Below are 19,013 nucleotides of genomic sequence, written 5' to 3'. Positions count from 1 at the left end.
TCTAACTTCCTGCGCTGGGCGGCGGCACTCGCGACCGTGCTCATGACGCGCGCCGCTGCGCGGCGGCACTCGCGTACATGCAGACGCCGGCGGCGACGGCGAGGTTCAGGCTCTCGGCCTTTCCCCAGATGGGGACGCCGACCTTGCGGTGGGCCAGCGCGGCGGTCGCCTCGTCGAGGCCGTGGGCCTCGGAGCCGAACAGCCACACGGTGGGCGCGTCGAGCTCGCCGGCGGCGTCGAGGGCGTACAGGTCCTCGCCTCCGGCGGCGGCCGCGAGGATCTGGGCGTGCACGAACACGTCGAGGAGGTCCTCGGTGTCGGCGGCGCGGATGACGGGCAGGTGGAACAGGCTCCCGGCGGAGGAGCGCACGCACTTGCCGTTGTACGGGTCGACCGAGTCGGTGCCGAAGACCACGCAGTCGGCTCCGGCGGCGTCGGCCGCGCGGAGCACGGTCCCGGCGTTCCCGGGGTCGGTGATGCCGTGGAGGACCGCGATGAGCCTGGGGTCCTCGGGAAGGCTCTGGTCGAGGAACCGGCAGACCGCGACGAGCCCCTGCGGGGTCACGGTCTCGGCGAGCGCGGCGAGCGCGTCGTCCGTGCAGGGGTGCACGTGGGCGCCCGCGGCTACGGCGGTGTCGATCAGGTCCGAGTGGCGCGTGTCGGCGTCGAGGTCGTAGAACAGGTCCTCGACGACGCCCGCGGCGATCGCCTCGCGGACGGCCTGGGGGCCTTCGGCGAGGAAGCGCTCGGCCTTGTCGCGGCCGCGCCGGCGCTGGAGCTTGCGGGCGGCGACGACCCGGGACGACCGCGCCGTGAGCGCGTCCGTCCCGGGGTCATCAAGCGGCATTTACGCTTCGACCGGGGCGTTGACGTCCTCGGGGAGGGCGGCCTTGGCGACCTCGACCAGGGCGGTGAACGCCGCCGGGTCGGAGACGGCCAGCTCGGCGAGGATCTTGCGGTCCACCTCGACCTCGGCCAGGGCGAGGCCCTGGATGAAGCGGTTGTAGGTGAGGCCGTTCGCGCGGGCGGCGGCGTTGATGCGGGTGATCCACAGCTTGCGGAACTCGCGCTTGCGGGCCTTGCGGTCGCGGTACGAGTAGGTGTACGAGTGGAGCAGCTGCTCCTTGGCCTTGCGGTACAGGCGCGAGCGCTGCCCGCGGTAGCCCTTGGCCTCTTCGAGTACGACGCGGCGCTTCTTCTTGGCGTTCATCGAACGCTTGACGCGTGCCACAGTTGGTCTCCTTGCGGTTAAAAGCGGTTGGAAGTCAATCGGGTCGGGCTACAGGCCCAGCAGCTTCTTGACCTGCTTGGTGTCGGCCGGGGAGACCTGCAGGTCGCCCGACTGCTTGCGCTTGAAACGGCCGCCCTTGGCCAGCATCAGGTGGTTCTTGCCGGCGCCGCGGCGCATCAGCTTGCCCGACCCGGTCACCTTGAACCGCTTCTTGGCACCGCTGTGGGACTTCATCTTCGGCATCGTGCTTCTCCTTAGTTCATCCGGACGAGTGCGGGCGCGTTTCCGCGCCCGGCGCTCGTCCGTACGCCGTGGTCTAGGACTCGGGCGTCTCGTCGGGCTTCTCGGCAGGGGCTTCGGCCGGAGCGTCGGCCTGCGCCGGCTCGGCCTGCTCGACCGGGGCGGCTTCGGCGGTCTCGGCGGTCTCGGCGGACTCGCCCGCCTCGTCGCGGTCGCGGCCCTTGCGTCCGCCGCTCTTGATCTCGCCCTTGGGGCGGATCGGGGCGACGACCATGATCATGTTGCGGCCGTCCTGCTTCGCGGCGGACTCGATGACCGCGAGGTCGGAGATCTCCTCCGCCAGCTTGTCCAGCAGGCGTCGTCCGAGCTCGGGTCGCGACTGCTCGCGCCCGCGGAACATGATGGTGATCTTGACCTTGTCGCCGGCCGTGAGGAACCGCACGATGTGACCCTTTTTGGTCTCGTAGTCGTGCTTGTCGATCTTCGGCCGGAGCTTCATCTCTTTGATGACGGTCTGCTGCTGGTTGCGGCGCGAGGCACGGGCCTTCTGAGCGGACTCGTACTTGTACTTGCCGTAGTCCATGAGCTTGCAGACCGGCGGACGGGCGGTGGGTGCGACTTCGACCAGGTCCAGGTCGACGTCCGCGGCCAGTTGCAGGGCCTTGTCGATCGACACGATGCCGACCTGCTCACCCTGCGGGCCGACCAGACGCACTTCCTTGGTCCGGATCTGGTCGTTCACGCGCAAATCGCTGATGGGGCCTCCTTGGTTGGCATGCTCGCCGGTGCGGTCGCACCGGCGCCCCTGTGGCTTTCGGGTCGTCGCCGGTGCGGGTGCATCGGCGGCTCGTCGCGCAAGCGTGACCCAGCTGGCCTCAGGATAGAGGTCCCCAAAAGGAAAGACCCCGGCTGAAAGCCAGGGCCCAATCCTTTGCAAGGCAGGGCTAACTGCCTTGCTTGACCCGTTCGCCCGTCAGGGGCCGTAAGGCCGCCCGGCTGCGGGTGGGAGCTGGACTCCGCTTGTGCAGTGTGCTTGTCAATGCGATCGACAAGCCATCTTGGCATCCACCCCTCCTATGGAGGAGACTTCCGGCTTGGACGGCGCTAGGCGCCGACGCTACGGGCGGGTTCCTGCTTCCTTCCAGGCGGATTTTCGGGTGATGCCAGGTAAGCCTGGTCTTACTCGCCCTCCACAGGCGTTTTTTGTCTCCACATACCCTGCGGCGACTCAGCGAGTTTAGCACCTAGCTGCGGGACTGCTCCAAGAGCGCTCGCAGGTGTTTGATCGCCGCCACAGCGCGCTCCTTGTCGCTGACCTGGATCGCCATGATCGACATCTCGTCGTCGTCGGCGAGTTCGACGGTCGCCCACGTCATCTTGTCGGTGAAGTTGATCGCGGTGACGACCTGCCAGGGGAAGTAGCGCTTGGAGGTGACGTTGGTGACCTCGATGCCCTTGTCGTCGGCGCGCACGCGCAGGCGCAGGAAGCTGAGGGCGATGCCGGCGCCGACGACGCCGAGGCCGATCATCGCGGCCTGGTCGGCGATGGTGACGGCGCCGCCCTCGACGGTGGTGCTGCCGAGGGTGAAGGACAGCGCGGTGAACCCGACGAAGGCGACGGCCGCGCCGATCCACGCCCCGATGCGGGACTTGCGCGGCTGGTATTCGAGGGGGCCGGTGGTGGTCATGGACTGCTCCTGTACGGCGGTCACGCTGCTCCTCTATTGTCCCTCGACCGGCCGCTCACGGCAGCTGGTCGATCTCCAGGCTGGAATCGAATGCAAGCAAGGTCTTGGGCTCGCCCGTGACGATGGGCCAGCCGGGGCGGTTCAGGCCACACCAGGCGACGTGCCCGGCGGCGATGTTCCCGTGCTGGCGCGAGCGCGAGAGCATGAGCCCGACGTCGCGGGCGGACTTCTGGTCGAGGTCCATGACCACGGTGACCGGCAGGCCGAGCAGGACCAGGAGGGCGTCCCTGTCGCGGCGGCGGGCCTGGGACCAGGCCTCGGCGAGGGCGCCGGAGGGGATGGCGAGGACGACGTTCTGCTCCAGCGCGGTGAAGACCACGGCCTGGGGGTAGGGCATGGAGGTGGCGAATCCGACGATGGCCGACACGTCCAGGATGCGGCCACCGATCATGTACGCGCCTCCGGGTCCCGGTCCTTCTCCTCGACGCCGAGGACCTCGCGGGCCCAGGCGAGGTGCTCGGCGCTGGGCCCTTGGCCCTTGCGCTCGAAGAGGTCCTGGAGTTCGGTGAGGGAGCGGTCGCGTTCGAGGCGCTCGGCGACGGCAGCGCCGACGTACTCGTCGACGGACTCGGCGCGGCCGACCGCGACGAGGCGGCGGATCTGCTCCAGCTGGACTTCGGTGAGGGTGACGCTCGAACGCGAGGGGGCCGCCCCCTGGTGCGGGGGTGGGTTGAGCGACGAATTGGCGCGATCGGTCACGATTCTCAGGGTAGCGGTGCCGTCGCGGATCGGGCGACCGGCCGGGACTCACATGGGGTCTTCACGAACGCGGTACCGTCAGTGTGCGAGCGCCCCTAGCCGCGCGGCAGGCACTCGCGCCACAAGGCACTGAGGAAAGGAACGGCGATGGCCGAGACGAAGCCCGGGGAGCGACCCCACGACCCGAAGTTCCCCGAGAAGTTCCTGGAGTTCATGCGCACCGGTTGGGGGCCTTTGGACCTGGACGCGGCCCCGCTGCCGCAGGCGGCGTACACCGCGCGCCGGCGCGAGGCGCTCTCGGCGGCCTTCCCCGGCGAGCTGCTGATCGTCCCCACGGGCGAGGAGCAGCGGCGCTCGAACGACACGTTCTACCCGTTCCGCGCGGGTTCGGACTTCGTGTGGCTCACCGGCGACCAGGACCCCGAGGGCGTGCTGGTGCTGCACCCGACCGGCGGCGGCCACGAGGCGGTCCTGTACCGCCGGCCCCGCAAGGGCACCGACTCTGACGAGTTCTTCCGCTCGGCCAAGTACGGCGAGCTGTGGATCGGCCGCAAGCACTCCCTGGAGGAGGCCGAGGTGCGCCTCGGCCTGCCGTGCAAGGACGTCGAGGGCCTCGACGAGGCGCTCAAGGGCGCCGAGCGGTCCCGGACCCGCATCCTGCGCGGCTTCGACGCGAGGCTGGACGCGCGCTTCGCGAAGGAGGAGGCCGAGGGCCTGACCCGCGACGGCGAGCTCGCGGCCGTGCTCTCGGAGCTGCGGCTGCGCAAGGACTCCTGGGAGATCGAGCAGCTCCAGGACGCCGTGGACATCACCGTGCGCGGCTTCGAGGACGTCGCCCGGATCATCCCGGCCACCGGCTCGGTGTCCGAGCGGCTCATCGAGGGCGTGTTCCGCTCGCGGGCGCGCCTGGAGGGCAACGGCCTGGGCTACGACTCGATCGTCGGCGCCGGCTCGCACGCGACCACGCTCCACTGGATCACCAACGACGGCGCGACCAAGACCGGCGAGCTGCTGCTCATGGACATGGGCGTGGAGAACCACCACCTCTACACCGCCGACGTCACCCGCACGATCCCCGTGGACGGGCGGTTCACGCCGCTCCAGAAGCAGGTCTACGACGTCGTGCACGCCTCGCAGCAGGCCGGCATGGACGTCATCAAGCCCGGCACCGAGTTCCAGGAGATCCACCAGACCTGCATGCGGGTCCTCGCCGAGGGCCTGAGCGACCTGGGCATCCTGCCCGGGACGGTGGAGGAGGCCCTCGACAAGGACTCCCTGATCTACCGGCGCTGGACGCTGCACGGCTTCGGGCACATGCTCGGCCTCGACGTGCACGACTGCGCGGCCTCGCGGCCCGAGCACTACTACAAGGGCGCGGTGCAGGAGGACTTCGTCCTCACCGTCGAGCCGGGGCTGTACTTCCAGGCCAACGACGAGCTGGTGCCCGCGGAGCTGCGCGGCGTCGGCATCCGCATCGAGGACGACGTGCGGGTCACCGCCGACGGCTGCGAGAACCTCTCGGCGGGGCTCCCGCGGACCTCCGACGAGGTCGAGACGTGGCTCGCCGAGCAGCGCGAGACCGGACCGCGCTTGGCGGGCGAATAGCGACGTTTCCGCAGGTCGCATCGGGCGGCCAGAGGCCGGTGACGGTCCTGAATGCCCGACGCGTATAGTCCGATTTGAGACTTAAATCCACCGCACCGGGCCGGTGGCGGCAGGCATCACCGCACACGACCGCCAGCCGCCGCCGGCCTTTAACCTCTCCGTTGCGGTCTCCCCCATGGCGATCCACGCCACACGCTGCGGCTTAGGCTCGGCTAAGAAACCCTCCGGAAATATCGAGTGCTACAGTTGGACCCGTTAAATAAGACGGACGTACTGTTTAAGAGTCGGCGGCTCTGCCCGACCACGGTCCCCGACCTCTCGGGTTGCGGCAGACTGAGACCGACCTTCAGTTCTGACTCGACGAGGAGCTCTCATGGTGAGTACGGACTCCTTCGGCGCCCGCGAAACCCTGCGGGTCGGCGAACACGACTACGACATCTACCGCATCGACAAGGTGGAGGGCCACCAGCGGCTGCCGTACAGCCTCAAGGTCCTCCTCGAGAACCTGCTGCGCAACGAGGACGGCGCCGACATCACCGCGGACCACATCCGCGCCCTTGGCTCCTGGGACCCCGCCGCCAAGCCCAGCACCGAGATCCAGTTCACGCCCGGCCGCGTGATCATGCAGGACTTCACCGGCGTCCCCTGCGTCGTCGACCTCGCCACCATGCGCGAGGCCGTCCGCGACCTCGGCGGCGACCCGTCCAAGGTCAACCCGCTCGCGCCCGCCGAGATGGTCATCGACCACTCCGTGATCGTCGACTTCTTCGGGCACCCGGACTCCTTCCAGCGCAACGTCGAGCGCGAGTACGAGCGCAACCGCGAGCGCTACCAGTTCCTGCGCTGGGGCCAGACCGCCTTCGACGAGTTCAAGGTCGTCCCGCCCGGCACCGGCATCGTCCACCAGGTCAACATCGAGCACCTCGCGCGCGTCGTCATGACCCGCGACGGCGTCGCCTACCCCGACACCTGCGTCGGCACCGACTCCCACACCACCATGGAGAACGGCATCGGCGTCCTCGGCTGGGGCGTCGGCGGCATCGAGGCGGAGGCCGCGATGCTCGGCCAGCCCATCTCCATGCTCATCCCGCGCGTCGTCGGCTTCAAGCTCTCCGGCGACCTCCCGGCCGGGACCACCGCGACCGACCTGGTCCTCACCATCACCGAGATGCTCCGCGACCACGGCGTCGTCGGCAAGTTCGTCGAGTTCTACGGCGAGGGCGTCACCTCGGTGCCCGTCGCCGACCGCTCCACGCTCGGCAACATGGCCCCCGAGTTCGGCTCCACCTGCGGCATCTTCCCGATCGACGAGCGCACCGTCGACTACCTGCGCCTGACCGGCCGCACCGACGAGCAGATCGCGCTCGTCGAGGCCTACGCCAAGGCCCAGGGCCTGTGGCACGACCCGTCGCAGGAGGCCGAGTACTCCGAGTACCTCGAACTCGACCTCTCCACCGTGGTGCCCTCCATCGCCGGGCCCAAGCGCCCGCAGGACCGCATCCAGCTCGACAACGCCGGCCACCAGTGGCGCCGCGACGTCGCCAACTACGTGACCGACGAGTCCGGCGAGGAGTCCTTCCCGGGCTCCGACTCGCCCGCGCAGAAGGCGAACGGCGGACGCCCGCACAACCCGCAGACCGTCAAGACCGAGGCCGGCGAGTTCGAGCTCGACCACGGCGCCGTCGTGATCGCCGCGATCACCTCGTGCACCAACACCTCGAACCCGTACGTCATGGTCGGCGCGGGCCTCCTCGCCAAGAACGCCGTCGAGGCCGGCCTGCTCTCCAAGCCGTGGGTCAAGACCTCGCTCGCGCCCGGGTCCCAGGTCGTCACCGGGTACCTGACGCGCGCCGGGCTCTCCCCGTACCTCGACAAGCTCGGGTTCAACCTCGTCGGCTACGGCTGCACCACCTGCATCGGCAACTCCGGCCCGCTCCCCGAGGAGACCTCGGCCGCCGTCCAGGCCGGCGACCTCGCCGTCGCCGCCGTGCTCTCGGGCAACCGCAACTTCGAGGGGCGCATCAACCCCGACGTCAAGATGAACTACCTCGCCAGCCCGCCGCTGGTCGTCGCCTACGCCCTCGCCGGGACCATGGACCTCAACCTGACGACCGACGTCATCGGGCAGGGCAAGGACGGCCAGGACGTCTACCTCAGCGACATCTGGCCCTCGGCCGAGGACATCCGCGAGGTCGTCGATAGCAACATCGGCCGCGACATGTTCCTCAAGGAGTACGCCTCCGTCTTCGACGGCGACGAGACCTGGCAGTCCCTGCCGATCCCGACCGGCAACACCTTCGAGTGGGACGACGCCTCGACCTACGTGCGCAAGGCCCCCTACTTCGAGGGCATGCCCGCGACCCCGGGCGCCATCGAGGACATCCACGGCGCCCGCGTCCTGGCCAAGCTCGGGGACTCGGTCACGACCGACCACATCTCCCCCGCCGGCTCGATCAAGGCCGACTCGCCCGCCGGGTCGTACCTGAAGTCCCAGGGCGTGTCCCCGAAGGACTTCAACTCCTACGGCGCCCGCCGCGGGAACCACGAGGTCATGGTCCGCGGCACCTTCGCGAACATCCGCCTGCGCAACCAGCTCGCGCCGGGCACCGAGGGCGGCTGGACCCGCGACTTCACCCAGCACGGCGGCCCCGTCTCCACGATCTACGACGCGGCCCAGAACTACGCCGCCGCCGGGACCCCGCTGGTGATCTTCGCCGGCAAGGAGTACGGCACCGGCTCCAGCCGCGACTGGGCCGCCAAGGGCACCCTCCTGCTGGGCGTCAAGGCCGTCATCACCGAGTCGTACGAGCGCATCCACCGCTCGAACCTCATCGGCATGGGCGTCCTCCCGCTCCAGTACCCCGAGGGCGAGTCGCACCAGAGCCTCGGCCTCACCGGCGAGGAGACCGTCGCCATCACCGGCGTCGACGCCATCAACGACGGCATCCCGGACACGGTCACCGTGACCGCGACCAGCCCCGACGGCACCGTCACCACCTTCGAGGCCGTGGTCCGCCTGGACACCCCGGGCGAGGCCGAGTACTACCGCAACGGCGGCATCCTCCAGTACGTCCTCCGCGGCCTCCTGGCTAGCTAAGACGCATCAGTGAGTTGACGGGGGCGGGCCCATCGGGTCCGCCCCCGTTCGCATCCAGGTCGACCGGGATCGAGCCGCGGGCGTTGACGGAGTGCGCGGGGCGCTGGCAGGCTTCTGTCATGGGTTTTGAACTGGCGCAAGTGAACATCGGGCGGATGCGGGAGCCTTTGGACTCGCCGGTGATGAAGGAGTTCGTGGACAACCTGGGGCCGGTGAACGAGGCGGCCGAGGCCGCTGAGGGGTTCGTGTGGCGGCTGATGGACGCCGAGGGCGAGAACGCCACGACGTTCCGGTTCTTCGGGGACGAATGGCTCATCATGAACATGTCGGTGTGGACCGACCCGGAGGCGTTCCGGGCCTATGTGTACGGTCCGGCGCACCGGCCGTTCCTCCAGCGGCGGCGGGAGTGGTTCGAGCACCTCGCGGAGGCCGCCACGGCCCTGTGGTGGGTCCCGGCCGGGGAGCGGCCGACGGTCCCCGAGGCCGAGAAGCGGTTGACGCTGCTGCGGGAGAAGGGGCCGACGCCCGAGGCGTTCACGATGAAGGCCGAGTTTCCGAAGCCTGAGTGAAGGGCCTCACCTCGCGGAATCCGAGGCTTGACTGAGGCGTTTTGCCTGGTGTGATCCGGGAAGTGGAAGTCGTCGTGATCGGGGCCGGTCAGGCCGGGCTGTCGGCCGCGTACTTCCTGCGGCGGCGCTTCGAGCCCGGGACCGGGTTCGTCGTCCTGGACCACGCGCCGCACGCGGGCGGGGCGTGGCAGTTCCGGTGGCCGACGCTGACGTTCAAGACCGTGAACGGCGTCTACCAGCTGCCCGGGATGGCCGTGCCCGAGCCGGATGAGTCGACTCCCGTCGCCGGGGTCATCTCCGAGTACTTCGCCGCGTACGAGCGGGAGTTCGACCTGCGCGTCCAGCGCCCCGTCTCGGTGCGGTCGGTGCGCTCGCTCCCCGACAAGCGCCTCGAAATCGCCACTGACAAGGGCGTGTGGATCGCCAAGGCCCTCATCAATGCCACCGGTACCTGGGAGCGCCCGTTCTGGCCGCGCTACGCCGGGCAGGACCAGTTCAACGGCCGGCAGCTGCACACCGCGCAGTACCGCGGGCCGCAGGAGTTCGCGGGCGAGCGGGTCGTGGTCGTCGGCGGCGGGATCTCCGCGATGCAGCACCTCATGGAGATCCACCCGTACGCGGCCGCGACCACCTGGGTGACACGGCGCGAACCGCGGTGGCGCAGCGGCGACTTCAACCCCGACCGCGGCCGCGAGGCCGTGGCGATGGTCGAGGAGCGCGTGCGCAAGGGCCTGCGGCCGCAGTCGGTCATCAGCGTCACCGGCGTGCCGCTCACGCCCGAGGTCAAGGCCGCCCGCGAGGCGGGCATCCTGGACCGCAACCCGATGTTCGACCGGATCGAGCCCGACGGGATCGCCTGGGACGACGGGCGCTTCGTGCCCGCCGACGTCATCCTGTGGGCCACCGGGTTCAGGGCCGCGCTCGACCACCTCGCGCCGCTGAAGCTGCGCGGGCCGGGCGGCGGGATCGTCATGGACGGCACCAGGGTCGCGGCCGATCCGCGCATCCACCTGGTCGGCTACGGACCTTCGGCGAGCACCGTGGGCGCGAACCGGGCCGGGCGCGCGGCCGTGCGGGAGATCCGGGAGCTGCTCAGCTCCGACCGATCGTGAACACCGCCTGAACCGGCCAGTGGTCGGACGGGGTGAGGCCGTCCCCGGTGCGGGCGTTGACGCCCGCTTTGTGGACGGTCAGTTCTTGGCGGCGCGGTCCGGATTTCACCATGATCCAGTCGATGCGCGGACCCGCGGCGGGATCGGGCCTCCAGCGGTTGAACGTGCCCCAGTCGGGGGTGAGGCGCTCGGTCGCCGCGGCCCAGGCGTCGGCGAGGCCGCCGCCGGTCAGCACCGCGTGGGCTCGGGAGTCGGGCGCGCAGTTGAAGTCCCCGGCGAGGACCGCGGGCCCGTGGAAGCGGCGCATCACGTCGCGGCAGAGCGCCGCGCCCTTGCGGCGGGCCTTCTCCGAGCGGTGGTCGAGGTGGACGTTCGCGACGTGGAAGTCCTTGCCGGTCGCCTTGTCCTCGAAGCGGACCCACGTCAGCATCCGCACCGTGCCCGACCGCCAGGCGCGCGAGCCGATCCGGTCGGGGTGGCGCGAGAGCCAGATGTGGTCGTAGTCGAGCGGGGCGAGCCGCGAGGCGTCCCACAGGATCGCGGTCGACTCCGAGCGGGAGCCGCCGAGGCGGCCGAGGTGGACCCAGTCGTAGCCGTCGAGGTCCTCGCGCAGCTCCATGAGCTGGCGGAACCGGCCCTCCTGGGTGCACAGCACGGTCGGGCGCTCGGCCCGGACCAGGTCCTTCACGAGCGGCCGCCGCGTCCACCACGAGTGCTCGGCAGCGCCGGAGGACTTGAGGTTGTAGGTCATGAGCTGCACGTACGGCGGCTCGACCGGCCCGAAGAGCGGCGCACCGCCCAAGACGGGAGACTGCGGCGCGCCCGCCGGGTCCTGCGAGGCGGCGGTCCGAAGGACGTTCATGGTCGCGACCATAGCGCCGGGTCCGGCGCCCCGCAGGCCCTTCGGCGTTACGGCAGCTCGATGAGCGCCTGGGCCGGCCAGTGATCGGACGGGGTCAGGCCGTCCTTGGAGTAGGTGTTCACGGCGGCCTTCAGGACGCGGATCCCGGGGGTGGTGAGGATCCAGTCGATGCGGCGCTCGGTCTCGCTGGGGACGGGGTTCCAGCCGTTCCAGGTGCCCCACACCGGGGTGACCTGCTCTTCGGCGGCGAGCATGGAGTCGACCAGGCCGCCGTCGACGAGGATGGTGTAGGTCGGGGTGTCGGGGACCTGGTTGAAGTCGCCGGCGGTGACGACGGGGAAGCCCTGCTCGACCCACGGCGCGATGACGTCGAGGTTCATCTGGGCGCCCTTCTGGCGCGAGTCCTCCGACTGGTGGTCGAAGTGGTTGTCGACGACGTAGAACTCCTTGCCGGTGCGCAGGTCCAGGAAGCGGATCCACGTGAGCATCCGCACCACGTTGTTGCCCCAGCCCTTGGAGCCGATGAGCAGCGGGGTGTCGGAGAGCCACTGGTGGTCGTACTCGACCACCTTGAGGCGCTTGGTGTTCCAGTAGATCGCGGTGGCCTCCGACTTCGAGCCGCCGAGACGGCCGAGGTGGATCCAGTCGTAGTCGCCGCCGAGGTCCTCCAGCATGTGCTGGAGCTGGATGTACAGGCCCTCCTGTGTGAACAGGACGGTGGGCTTCTCTCGTTTGAGGACGGTCTTGACGAGCGGGCGCCGCTCCTCCCAGGAATGCGGGGTGGGGTCGCCTCTGAAGCGGATGTTGAAGGTGAGCAGGTGGAGCTGGTCGCGCTTCGGCTCGCCGATGAGGGAGCCGCCGAACGCCTCCTGGGCGTGCGCGGTTCCGGAGAACGCACCGGTGGCGACCGCCGTCGCGCCGACGGCGAGTCCGGCGCCGAGGACGCCGCGTCGACTGAGGACGTTTGTCATTGAACCTCATATCTCATGATGAAACCGGATGGACTGCAAGTTAACGACATATCAGTCCAAGTCTCAACCTTCAGCGGGTGAACGCGCGGCGAACTCGCGCGGGCGCGCCGCCAACGGCCATAAGAGACGGAAAGACGGCGGCGGGCGAGGGCCCGCCGCCGTCCGGTTTCCTGGAAATGAGTCCGTGTCAGAGCTTCCCGGCGCAGGCCTCCAGGTAGGCCCGGACCGCCGCGGGGTCGTCCTCGCCGACCCAGCCGATGTAGCCGTCGGGGCGCACGACGCGGGTCAGGCCGTCAGGTTCGGCCGAGGCGACGTCAACGGCCGCAGTGGGTTCGGTGCCGTCGAGGACGACGAACCGGCCGCCGCGCAGGGCCTCGTAGAGGCGCGAGCCGTCCGCGAGGTCGACGTCCTCGGCTCGGGTGCCGACGAGGCGGTGCTCGCCGTGGGCGTGCGGGTAGTGGACGTCGATGCCGCTGATGAGCCCGGTGACCTTGTGCTGCACCGTGTCGAAGCGCATCGCGGTCCCGAGGACGGCGCCGCGGACGACCTTCATGACCTTCGACTTGTTGGCCGCGACGCGGATGATCCGGCCGCTGGAGCGCAGGACCATCTCGCCGACGGGGTGGCGCTCGGCCTCGTAGGTGTCGAGCAGCGCCGCGTCGGCGCCGCGCAGGACCGCGGCGAGCTTCCACGACAGGTTCGCGGCGTCCTGGATGCCGGTGTTCATGCCCATGCCGCCGGCGGGCGAGTGGCAGTGCGCGGCGTCCCCGGCGAGGAACACGCCGCCGGAGCGGTAGGTCGGGGCCTGGCGCTCGTCGCAGTGGAACCGCGAGGACCAGCTCGGCTCGTGCATGCCGAAGTCGGTGCCGAACGCGAGCTTGAGGGCGGTGCGGATCTCGGGGGTCTCGACGGGGACGTCGTCGCCCTGCTGGTCGGCGGCGTTCCAGGCGATGACGCGCCAGGTGCCGTCGCCGAAGTCGGCGATGAAGCAGAAGGCGCCGTTCGCACTCCCGACGGACGGGCTGTGGGCCGGGGGCTCGTCGAGCACGGCGTCGGCGAGCATCATCGATTCGAGGACGGCCTCCCCGGGGAAGGGGATGCCGACGGCCTCGCGGACCGCGGAGCGGACGCCGTCGGTGCCGACGACGTACGGAGCGGTGAAGTCCCCATGGTCGGTGTGGACGGTGACGCGGCCGCCGGCCTGGTCGATCCCGGTCACCTTGTGGCCGAAGCGGAACTCGGCGCCCGCGGCGGCGGCGCGCTCGCGCAGGACGCGCTCGACGTTGTACTGCGGGGTCATGAGGACCTCGGGGAAGCGGGTGTCGAGGCCGCTGAGCTTCACCTTCGCCCTGCCGAAGAGGAAGAGCTCGCCGAGGCGGTTGCCGCCGAGGGCGAACAGGTCGTCGGTGAGGCCGCGGGCGTCGAGGACTTCGAGCGTGCGGGCGTGGACGGCGAAGGCGCGGGACAGGTTCGAGATCTCGGCGCCGCGCTTCTCCAGCACGAGCACCTGGACGCCGGCTTCGGCGAGGTCGCCCGCGAGGAGGAGCCCGGTGGGCCCGGCTCCAACGACGATGACCTCGGTCTGCTGCTGGTCGGACATGGCGTGCTCCTTGGGGGTGATCCGAATTCAACGCTTGATGAATTCAACATACGTTGAATTCCTGCGGCAGGGAACCCCCGACGGCCCCAATGTGACGCAGCAGGCAGGAACGGGACGTCCCGAGAAAGCAGCTAGGGCCGCGAGAGGTGAGAGACTCGCGGCCCTAATTCGAACTGCCGAAGATAGGTTAGCATAACCTAACTAGCTACTCAAGAGGCTGTCACCAGCGCAGGAACGCCCCCACCCCGCCGGCCTTCTCCCCCAGGTCGACGCCCTCGCCGAGGATCGACACGCGGGCGTCCGACGCCAGCGCCATCTCGATCATCGCCTCACCGAGCTGCGCTTCGGCGATCGCCGTGGCGACCTCCGCTTCGCCGGGCGCGACGGCGTCGGCAAGGACCGCGCCCTCGGGGATCTTGCGGGCGCTCCAGACCGAGTCGCGCTCGATGACGAGCCGGTCGACCCGGCCGCCCTGGAGGGCGTCGAGCACCTCCTCCGATCCGATCGCGGCCCTGGGCGGCGCTTCGGCGAAGTCGGTGGCGAGCCGCTCGTCCCGGGCCCGCCTGGCGGCGGCGATCTCGGGCGCGAGCGCCTGCTGGATCTGCGCGGGCGACTTCTGGCTGAGCACCAGCTGCGAGGGCACGACCTCGGCCTTGACGCCGTTCCGCAGCGATTTCGAGGCGGCCTCGACGAGCTCGGGCTCGCCGGTGACGACGAGGAGCTCCCAGCCGAACTCGGCCGTGTGCTCCTCCAGTGTGGAGTGGGCGGCGGCGAGGAACTTCTGGAGGTGCTCGGCGACGCGGTAGTCGAACAGGTCGTACTGGGTGGACGAGCTGTGGAAGTCGCGTCCGTGCCCGCCGGGGCCCTTCATGACGCGCCATTCGGAGGTGTCGAGCTCGAACAGGAGGCCGGAGACCTCCTCGCACTTGCCGAAGCGGCTGTCCAAGAGCCGCATGCCCTTGCCGTCGACGACGGCGACGCCGACGGGCGAGCCCTCGGCCCACGCGCCGAACATGGGGGCGATGTGCGACCGCGGCCCGAGCGCGACGCGGTCGGTCAGGGGCGTCTGCAACCCGACGGTGTAGGTCTCACCGGTGCCGAGTGCGACGAAGAGCGCCCGCCCGACCCCGGGCGAGCCGGGGTGGACGAGCGCTTCGATGTCGATCTTGAGCTCTTCGACGCGGCGGCCCAGGAGGGACCTGGTGCCGTTGTCGACGGCTTCGAGGAGCTGCTTGACGCCCTGGTCGAGTCGGGTCTTCCAGGGCGGGGTCGCTCCCTCCTGCCGGGGGTCCGCATTGACGTAGAGCGAGAGCACGCCGGCTTCGTCCCGCAGGTTCACCAGCTTGAGCTGCGTCTCGCGATCCATGGGCATGGCTGACCGCCTCCTCGTTGGTCGGAATTCGCCTCAGGATATGCCCGGACGCGCCCAATCGTGAGGGTTTCGCCACTTCCGCCCGGATCAGATCGCGCAGCCCTCCGGGCCGCACGCCTCGGCGTCGTCGGCGCCGGCGATCGTCGTGATCGCGGGCTTCTTCTCGTCCCACGCCTTTTCGAGGATCTCGGTGAACAGCGCGGTCGGCTGGGCCCCGGAGACCCCGTACTTCTCGTCGATCACGAAGAACGGCACCCCGTTCGCCCCGAGCGCGGCCGCCTCGGCCTCGTCGGCGCGCACGGCGTCCTTGTACCGCTCGGGGTTGTCGAGCACGGCGTTGACCTCGGCCTCGTCGAGCCCGGCGGCCACGGAGACGGCCACGACGCGCTCGCGGTCGAAGATAGAGGCCTCGTCGGCGAAGTTGGCGATGTAGAACGCCTTCCAGACCTCGGCCTCCAAGCCCCGGTCAGAGGCGAGATGGAGCAGACGGTGGAGATCGAAGGTGTTCCCATGATCTCGATTTTCGGTCCGGTATTCGAGGCCCTCCAGCTGGGCGAGCTCGCCGAGCTTGTACTCGTTCGCCTGCGCCTGGGCCGGGCTGATGCCGTACTTCTTGGCGATCATCGGCACCACGGCCTCGGCCACACCGGGCTCGCGGTTCGGGTCGAGCTCGAAGGAGCGGTGCCGCACCTCGACGGCGACCTTCCCTTCGAGTTCCTGCACGGCCTTATCGAACCGGGCCTTGCCGACATAGCACCAAGGGCAGGCGATATCCGACCAGATGTCCACCCGCAGCGTGTTCTTCTCAAGCGTTGTCACCCCACGGCCAACACTTGAACCTTCCACAGAATTCCGGATGTGCGGCGCCTCTCCCCGCCCGACCCCTGAGACCCTGCACTCGCGCCCAAGCCCCCGTTCAGGTACCCTTTCTCAGGCTCGGCGCGCCCCCATCGCGCCCCAGGGTGCTTAGCTCAGCGGTAGAGCACCTCGCTTACAACGAGGTGGTCACAGGTTCGATCCCTGTAGCACCCACCGACTGGAATTCGGTCCTTCACAGGCTGCTCGCTCGCGCGGGCGGCCTTTTTGCGTGTCCGGCCGATGGACAACCTGGCGCGGGGTCGCGCACCTATGAACCGGGACAAGGACATCCATCCGGTTCGGAGGTTTCATGCGGAGACGGCTGATAGGCGCGGTCGCGGTACTGGCAGGGGCCGGGCTCGCGCCCGGGGTCGCCGGGGCGCAGGCGGAGGCGCCGGTGGAAGCGGCGGACGAGGTGGTGCTGCCGACCGGGGAGACCGTGGGGATCGCGGCCGACGGGACGCTGGCGCTGCCGGAAGGCGGGGCGTTCAGCGTCGGGAAGGACGCCGACGGGGACCGGGTCGTGGTGCCGGTCGATGCGGTCGACGAGGTCGCCTCGGGCGAGTACGACTTGGAGGAGTTCAATGTGGACTCACCCGGCTCCGGGTTCGAGGCGGCGGCGGAGGTCGAGCCGAACGTCACCGTGACCGGTGAATGGCTCGACGGGTCGGCGCCGGACACCTTCGCGGTGTCGTGGGTGCGGGTCGGGTCGACGGAGGGCGGCGGGCCCGAGTTCGTCGAAGGGGGCACCGCCGAGCTCGCGCTGGAGCCGGGGCGGTACCACCTGGTCACCATGATGTACAAGGGACCCGAGGAGAACGACTCCGATGTGGTCTCCTCGGTTCAGGAGATCCGCGTCGGGGAGAACCCGGTCGAGGTCCTCGTGGACGGCGCCAAGGCGGTGCCGGTCGGGTTCGATCTCGACCGCGAGGCCGAGACCGAGAGCGTCATGCTCGACGTCTTCAGCTACGGGCCGGGCCACGAAGAGGGCGACGGCGCGTGGCTGGGCTTCTGGGCCCTGCCCGGCGGCGACATGTACGCGATTCCGAGCGTCCGGCTTTCGGCCGCCAATGACGTCGGGTACGTGCTGCGCGAAGGGCTCACGAGCACTGACGATGCGTACGGCTACAACCTGTTCCGGCACGGGTCCGGCGGGTTCCGCGGGGATCTGACTCCGCCCGTGGAGGACGAGGACCTCGCGAGGATCGAAGCGCATTACCAGGCGCTCGGCACCAAGGGCTCCTTCACCCGGCAGGACCTGTCCGAGCATCCGGACTACCCGGCGTCGATGTACATCAGCACCGGTGAGGTCGCCCTGCCGTCCTCGCGCACCGAGTTCTACACCGCCGGCGGCGACGTCGCGTGGGAGCACCGCGCGTACTTCCCGTACGAGGGCGGCCCCGGGTCCGCGTGGGACCTGGTCCACCACCGCAGCGGAGTGCTCGACGCGGGCTCGGTGCAGGACATGAGTTGGAACAACGCGCCCCTGTCGGTGGGCATCGACAACAACGGGCAGGACTGGCCCCCGGCCACGTTCGTCCGGTGGGACGCGATGGAGGGCCTGTACTTCGGTCCCTGGATGTTCTCGTCCTCCACTGGGGGCGAAGGCATCCAGAGCGAGTACCTGCCCGGGAAGATCACCCTGTCCCAGAACGGGGAGGTGCTCGCCGAGAACTCGGAGATCGGCCTCGGCCTCGAAGCGGCGGCCGTCCCGGCCGGGGAGCTGACGCTGGCCGCGAGCGCCGACCGGAACGCGTCGTGGACGCCGCTGGGGACGCGTTCGGCGGCGGAGTGGACGTTCGACTACGACCCGCAGGGCAACCCGGTCCTGCCGGTGTCCGTGGTCGAGTTCGCGGCCTCGGGCGTCGTGAACGGCTCGGCGCAGGGCGGGACCGTGCAGGAGATCGCCCTGGAGTTCGCGCAGCAGCCGGGCGCCGACCAGCAGGTCTGCGCCGCGATGACGTTCGAGGTCTCGTTCGACGACGGCGCGACCTGGGCGCCGGTGGCGATCGACCGCGACGGGAACACCGCGACCGCGCAGCTGGCCCTCCCCGAGGACGCCGCGTACGCCTCGGTGCGGTTCACCGCCGCCGACGAGAACGGCAACACCGTCACCCACGAGACGATCCGCTCGTACGGGATCGCTTAAGCGCCAACAGGGCCGGGCTCGCCTCCTCGCGGAGGCGGGCCCGGCTCCTTCGAGTTTTCTGCGCCCCGGCGCAACCCGGGCGGGGCATGACTGCGTAGGTACTCCGATCGGCGCCGCCGGCGCCCCGCGTATTCGGAGGACCTCTGCGCCAGCACAGCTTCAACGCCGTCGCGCTCGACATCGGGAGCGGCGCGGCAGAGTCGGGTCGCGCGCGTGCCGTCGTGCGCGAGAGCGCGGCGGCGGATGCGCCGCCGGACCGGGACCGGGACTTCACCGAGTGGGCCGCGGCGAAGTCGCGGATGCTGCTGCGGTCGGCGTACCTGCTGACCGGGAACTGGACGACCGCCGAGGACCTGGTGCAGCTGACGCTGACCAAGACGTACCTGGCCTGGGACAAGATCAGCTCGGCCGAGTCGATCGACAGCTACACCAAGCGGATCCTGTTCAACACCAACGCCTCCTGGTGGCGCAAGCGCACCAACCACGAGCGGCCGACCGACTACATCAGGGAGTCCGGATCGGACCGGGGCTCGGACTTCACCGAGCGTGGCGCGATCCGCGACGCCATGTGGCGCCACGTCACCGCCCTGCCCAAGCGGCAGCGGGCCATCCTGGTGCTGCGCTACTACGAGCACCGCACCGACGCCGAGATCGCCGAGATCCTCGGGATCTCGGTCGGCACGGTCAAGAGCCAGTCGTCGCGGGCGCTCGCCGGGATGCGCAAGCGGTTCGAGAGCCCCGCCGTGGCGCTCGGGCTGGTCGCCCCGTCGAAGGAGGAGGCATGAGCGACGACTTCGAGACGTTCCTCGGCAAGGAGCTGGGCGGCCTGCCCGCCGACGCCCCCGCGGGGTTCGACGGGGCCGCCGTGACCGGGCGCGCGGTCGCCGCGGCGCGCCGCAG

Annotated in this window: 18 protein-coding genes and 1 tRNA gene; 7 read left to right on the top strand and 12 right to left on the bottom strand. The window is 70.0% G+C overall.

Annotated elements, in window-relative coordinates:
• Positions 1-40: 40 nt before the first annotated feature.
• The 7 genes from DI269_RS22955 to DI269_RS22925 all read right to left on the bottom strand — a co-directional run bounded on the left by DI269_RS22955 (position 41) and on the right by DI269_RS22925 (position 3,918).
• The gene (locus tag DI269_RS22955) at positions 41-847 is read right to left on the bottom strand and encodes a TrmH family RNA methyltransferase (RefSeq protein WP_112140288.1); all 807 of its coding nucleotides are present in this window, start codon (positions 845-847) and stop codon (positions 41-43) included.
• Positions 848-1,231 (bottom strand): 50S ribosomal protein L20, encoded by a 384-nt coding sequence (gene rplT, locus DI269_RS22950; RefSeq protein ID WP_112140286.1) that lies wholly within the window; start codon positions 1,229-1,231, stop codon positions 848-850.
• Between the two features lie 48 nt (positions 1,232-1,279).
• Positions 1,280-1,474, bottom strand: a complete 195-nt coding sequence (gene rpmI / locus DI269_RS22945; RefSeq protein WP_112140283.1) for a 50S ribosomal protein L35 — start codon at positions 1,472-1,474, stop codon at positions 1,280-1,282.
• Positions 1,475-1,547: 73 nt separating this feature from the next.
• Positions 1,548-2,219 carry a translation initiation factor IF-3 gene (infC, locus tag DI269_RS22940; protein ID WP_408612324.1) on the bottom strand — a complete coding sequence of 224 codons (672 nt, stop codon included), beginning with the start codon at positions 2,217-2,219 and terminating at the stop codon, positions 1,548-1,550.
• A gap of 496 nt (positions 2,220-2,715) precedes the next feature.
• A complete protein-coding gene (locus DI269_RS22935; RefSeq protein ID WP_157975170.1) occupies positions 2,716-3,183 on the bottom strand; it encodes a PH domain-containing protein in 468 nt (155 codons plus the stop codon).
• 31 nt (positions 3,184-3,214) lie between these two features.
• Entirely contained in the window at positions 3,215-3,610 is a 396-nt protein-coding gene (locus DI269_RS22930; RefSeq protein ID WP_112140276.1) for a hypothetical protein, read from the bottom strand.
• A complete protein-coding gene (locus tag DI269_RS22925; RefSeq protein WP_112140274.1) occupies positions 3,607-3,918 on the bottom strand; it encodes a ribbon-helix-helix domain-containing protein in 312 nt (103 codons plus the stop codon). Before DI269_RS22925 ends, DI269_RS22930 begins: the two co-directional genes overlap by 4 nt.
• A 147-nt stretch (positions 3,919-4,065) precedes the next feature.
• On the opposite strand from DI269_RS22925, the gene DI269_RS22920 reads away from it, so the two are divergent.
• The 4 genes from DI269_RS22920 (at position 4,066) to DI269_RS22905 (ending at position 10,301) form a co-directional block, all read left to right on the top strand.
• Positions 4,066-5,523: an aminopeptidase P family protein gene (locus DI269_RS22920; protein ID WP_112140272.1), complete on the top strand. Its 1,458-nt coding sequence runs from the start codon at positions 4,066-4,068 to the stop codon at positions 5,521-5,523.
• A 376-nt stretch (positions 5,524-5,899) separates the two neighbouring features.
• Positions 5,900-8,620 carry an aconitate hydratase AcnA gene (acnA, locus tag DI269_RS22915; RefSeq protein ID WP_112140331.1) on the top strand — a complete coding sequence of 907 codons (2,721 nt, stop codon included), beginning with the start codon at positions 5,900-5,902 and terminating at the stop codon, positions 8,618-8,620.
• Positions 8,621-8,739: 119 nt separating this feature from the next.
• Positions 8,740-9,189 (top strand): DUF3291 domain-containing protein, encoded by a 450-nt coding sequence (locus DI269_RS22910; protein ID WP_112140329.1) that lies wholly within the window; start codon positions 8,740-8,742, stop codon positions 9,187-9,189.
• Positions 9,190-9,242: 53 nt separating this feature from the next.
• A complete protein-coding gene (locus DI269_RS22905; protein ID WP_112140327.1) occupies positions 9,243-10,301 on the top strand; it encodes an NAD(P)-binding domain-containing protein in 1,059 nt (352 codons plus the stop codon).
• On the opposite strand, the gene DI269_RS22900 is transcribed toward DI269_RS22905, so the two are convergent.
• From DI269_RS22900 to DI269_RS22880, 5 genes are all read right to left on the bottom strand, one after another.
• Positions 10,282-11,163 carry an endonuclease/exonuclease/phosphatase family protein gene (locus DI269_RS22900; protein ID WP_157975169.1) on the bottom strand — a complete coding sequence of 294 codons (882 nt, stop codon included), beginning with the start codon at positions 11,161-11,163 and terminating at the stop codon, positions 10,282-10,284. The two genes, DI269_RS22905 and DI269_RS22900, sit on opposite strands and share 20 nt — an antisense overlap.
• Before the next feature lie 47 nt (positions 11,164-11,210).
• Positions 11,211-12,134 (bottom strand): endonuclease/exonuclease/phosphatase family protein, encoded by a 924-nt coding sequence (locus DI269_RS22895; RefSeq protein WP_112140267.1) that lies wholly within the window; start codon positions 12,132-12,134, stop codon positions 11,211-11,213.
• A gap of 187 nt (positions 12,135-12,321) precedes the next feature.
• Positions 12,322-13,734 carry an FAD-dependent monooxygenase gene (locus tag DI269_RS22890; protein WP_112140265.1) on the bottom strand — a complete coding sequence of 471 codons (1,413 nt, stop codon included), beginning with the start codon at positions 13,732-13,734 and terminating at the stop codon, positions 12,322-12,324.
• 220 nt (positions 13,735-13,954) lie between these two features.
• The gene (locus tag DI269_RS22885) at positions 13,955-15,106 is read right to left on the bottom strand and encodes a VLRF1 family aeRF1-type release factor (RefSeq protein WP_157975168.1); all 1,152 of its coding nucleotides are present in this window, start codon (positions 15,104-15,106) and stop codon (positions 13,955-13,957) included.
• Positions 15,107-15,193: 87 nt separating this feature from the next.
• Entirely contained in the window at positions 15,194-15,901 is a 708-nt protein-coding gene (locus tag DI269_RS22880; RefSeq protein WP_112140325.1) for a DsbA family oxidoreductase, read from the bottom strand.
• A gap of 165 nt (positions 15,902-16,066) precedes the next feature.
• On the opposite strand from DI269_RS22880, the gene DI269_RS22875 reads away from it, so the two are divergent.
• The 3 genes from DI269_RS22875 to DI269_RS22865 all read left to right on the top strand — a co-directional run bounded on the left by DI269_RS22875 (position 16,067) and on the right by DI269_RS22865 (position 18,898).
• A tRNA-Val gene (locus DI269_RS22875) sits at positions 16,067-16,138 on the top strand.
• Positions 16,139-16,274: 136 nt separating this feature from the next.
• The gene (locus DI269_RS22870) at positions 16,275-18,113 is read left to right on the top strand and encodes a hypothetical protein (RefSeq protein WP_157975167.1); all 1,839 of its coding nucleotides are present in this window, start codon (positions 16,275-16,277) and stop codon (positions 18,111-18,113) included.
• 221 nt (positions 18,114-18,334) lie between these two features.
• Positions 18,335-18,898, top strand: a complete 564-nt coding sequence (locus tag DI269_RS22865; protein ID WP_198667662.1) for a SigE family RNA polymerase sigma factor — start codon at positions 18,335-18,337, stop codon at positions 18,896-18,898.
• Positions 18,899-19,013: the final 115 nt, after the last annotated feature.

Source organism: Glycomyces dulcitolivorans (assembly GCF_003265355.1).
In the GTDB taxonomy this organism is placed as follows: Bacteria; Actinomycetota; Actinomycetes; order Mycobacteriales; family Micromonosporaceae; genus Glycomyces; species Glycomyces dulcitolivorans.
The sequence above is the reverse complement of the archived record's forward strand: the minus strand, read 5'-3'. Positions and strand labels throughout refer to the sequence as shown.

What these genes read in the sequence shown, in the direction of transcription:
- DI269_RS22900 (WP_157975169.1), bottom strand. Translation starts at nt 11,163, where the DNA reads ATGAACGTCCTTCGGACCGCCGCCTCGCAGGACCCGGCGGGCGCGCCG.
- rpmI (WP_112140283.1), bottom strand. Translation starts at nt 1,474, where the DNA reads ATGCCGAAGATGAAGTCCCACAGCGGTGCCAAGAAGCGGTTCAAGGTG.
- DI269_RS22890 (WP_112140265.1), bottom strand. Translation starts at nt 13,734, where the DNA reads ATGTCCGACCAGCAGCAGACCGAGGTCATCGTCGTTGGAGCCGGGCCC.
- DI269_RS22955 (WP_112140288.1), bottom strand. Translation starts at nt 847, where the DNA reads ATGCCGCTTGATGACCCCGGGACGGACGCGCTCACGGCGCGGTCGTCC.
- DI269_RS22930 (WP_112140276.1), bottom strand. Translation starts at nt 3,610, where the DNA reads ATGATCGGTGGCCGCATCCTGGACGTGTCGGCCATCGTCGGATTCGCC.
- DI269_RS22895 (WP_112140267.1), bottom strand. Translation starts at nt 12,134, where the DNA reads ATGACAAACGTCCTCAGTCGACGCGGCGTCCTCGGCGCCGGACTCGCC.
- DI269_RS22910 (WP_112140329.1), top strand. Translation starts at nt 8,740, where the DNA reads ATGGGTTTTGAACTGGCGCAAGTGAACATCGGGCGGATGCGGGAGCCT.
- DI269_RS22870 (WP_157975167.1), top strand. Translation starts at nt 16,275, where the DNA reads ATGCGGAGACGGCTGATAGGCGCGGTCGCGGTACTGGCAGGGGCCGGG.
- DI269_RS22920 (WP_112140272.1), top strand. Translation starts at nt 4,066, where the DNA reads ATGGCCGAGACGAAGCCCGGGGAGCGACCCCACGACCCGAAGTTCCCC.
- DI269_RS22885 (WP_157975168.1), bottom strand. Translation starts at nt 15,106, where the DNA reads ATGCCCATGGATCGCGAGACGCAGCTCAAGCTGGTGAACCTGCGGGAC.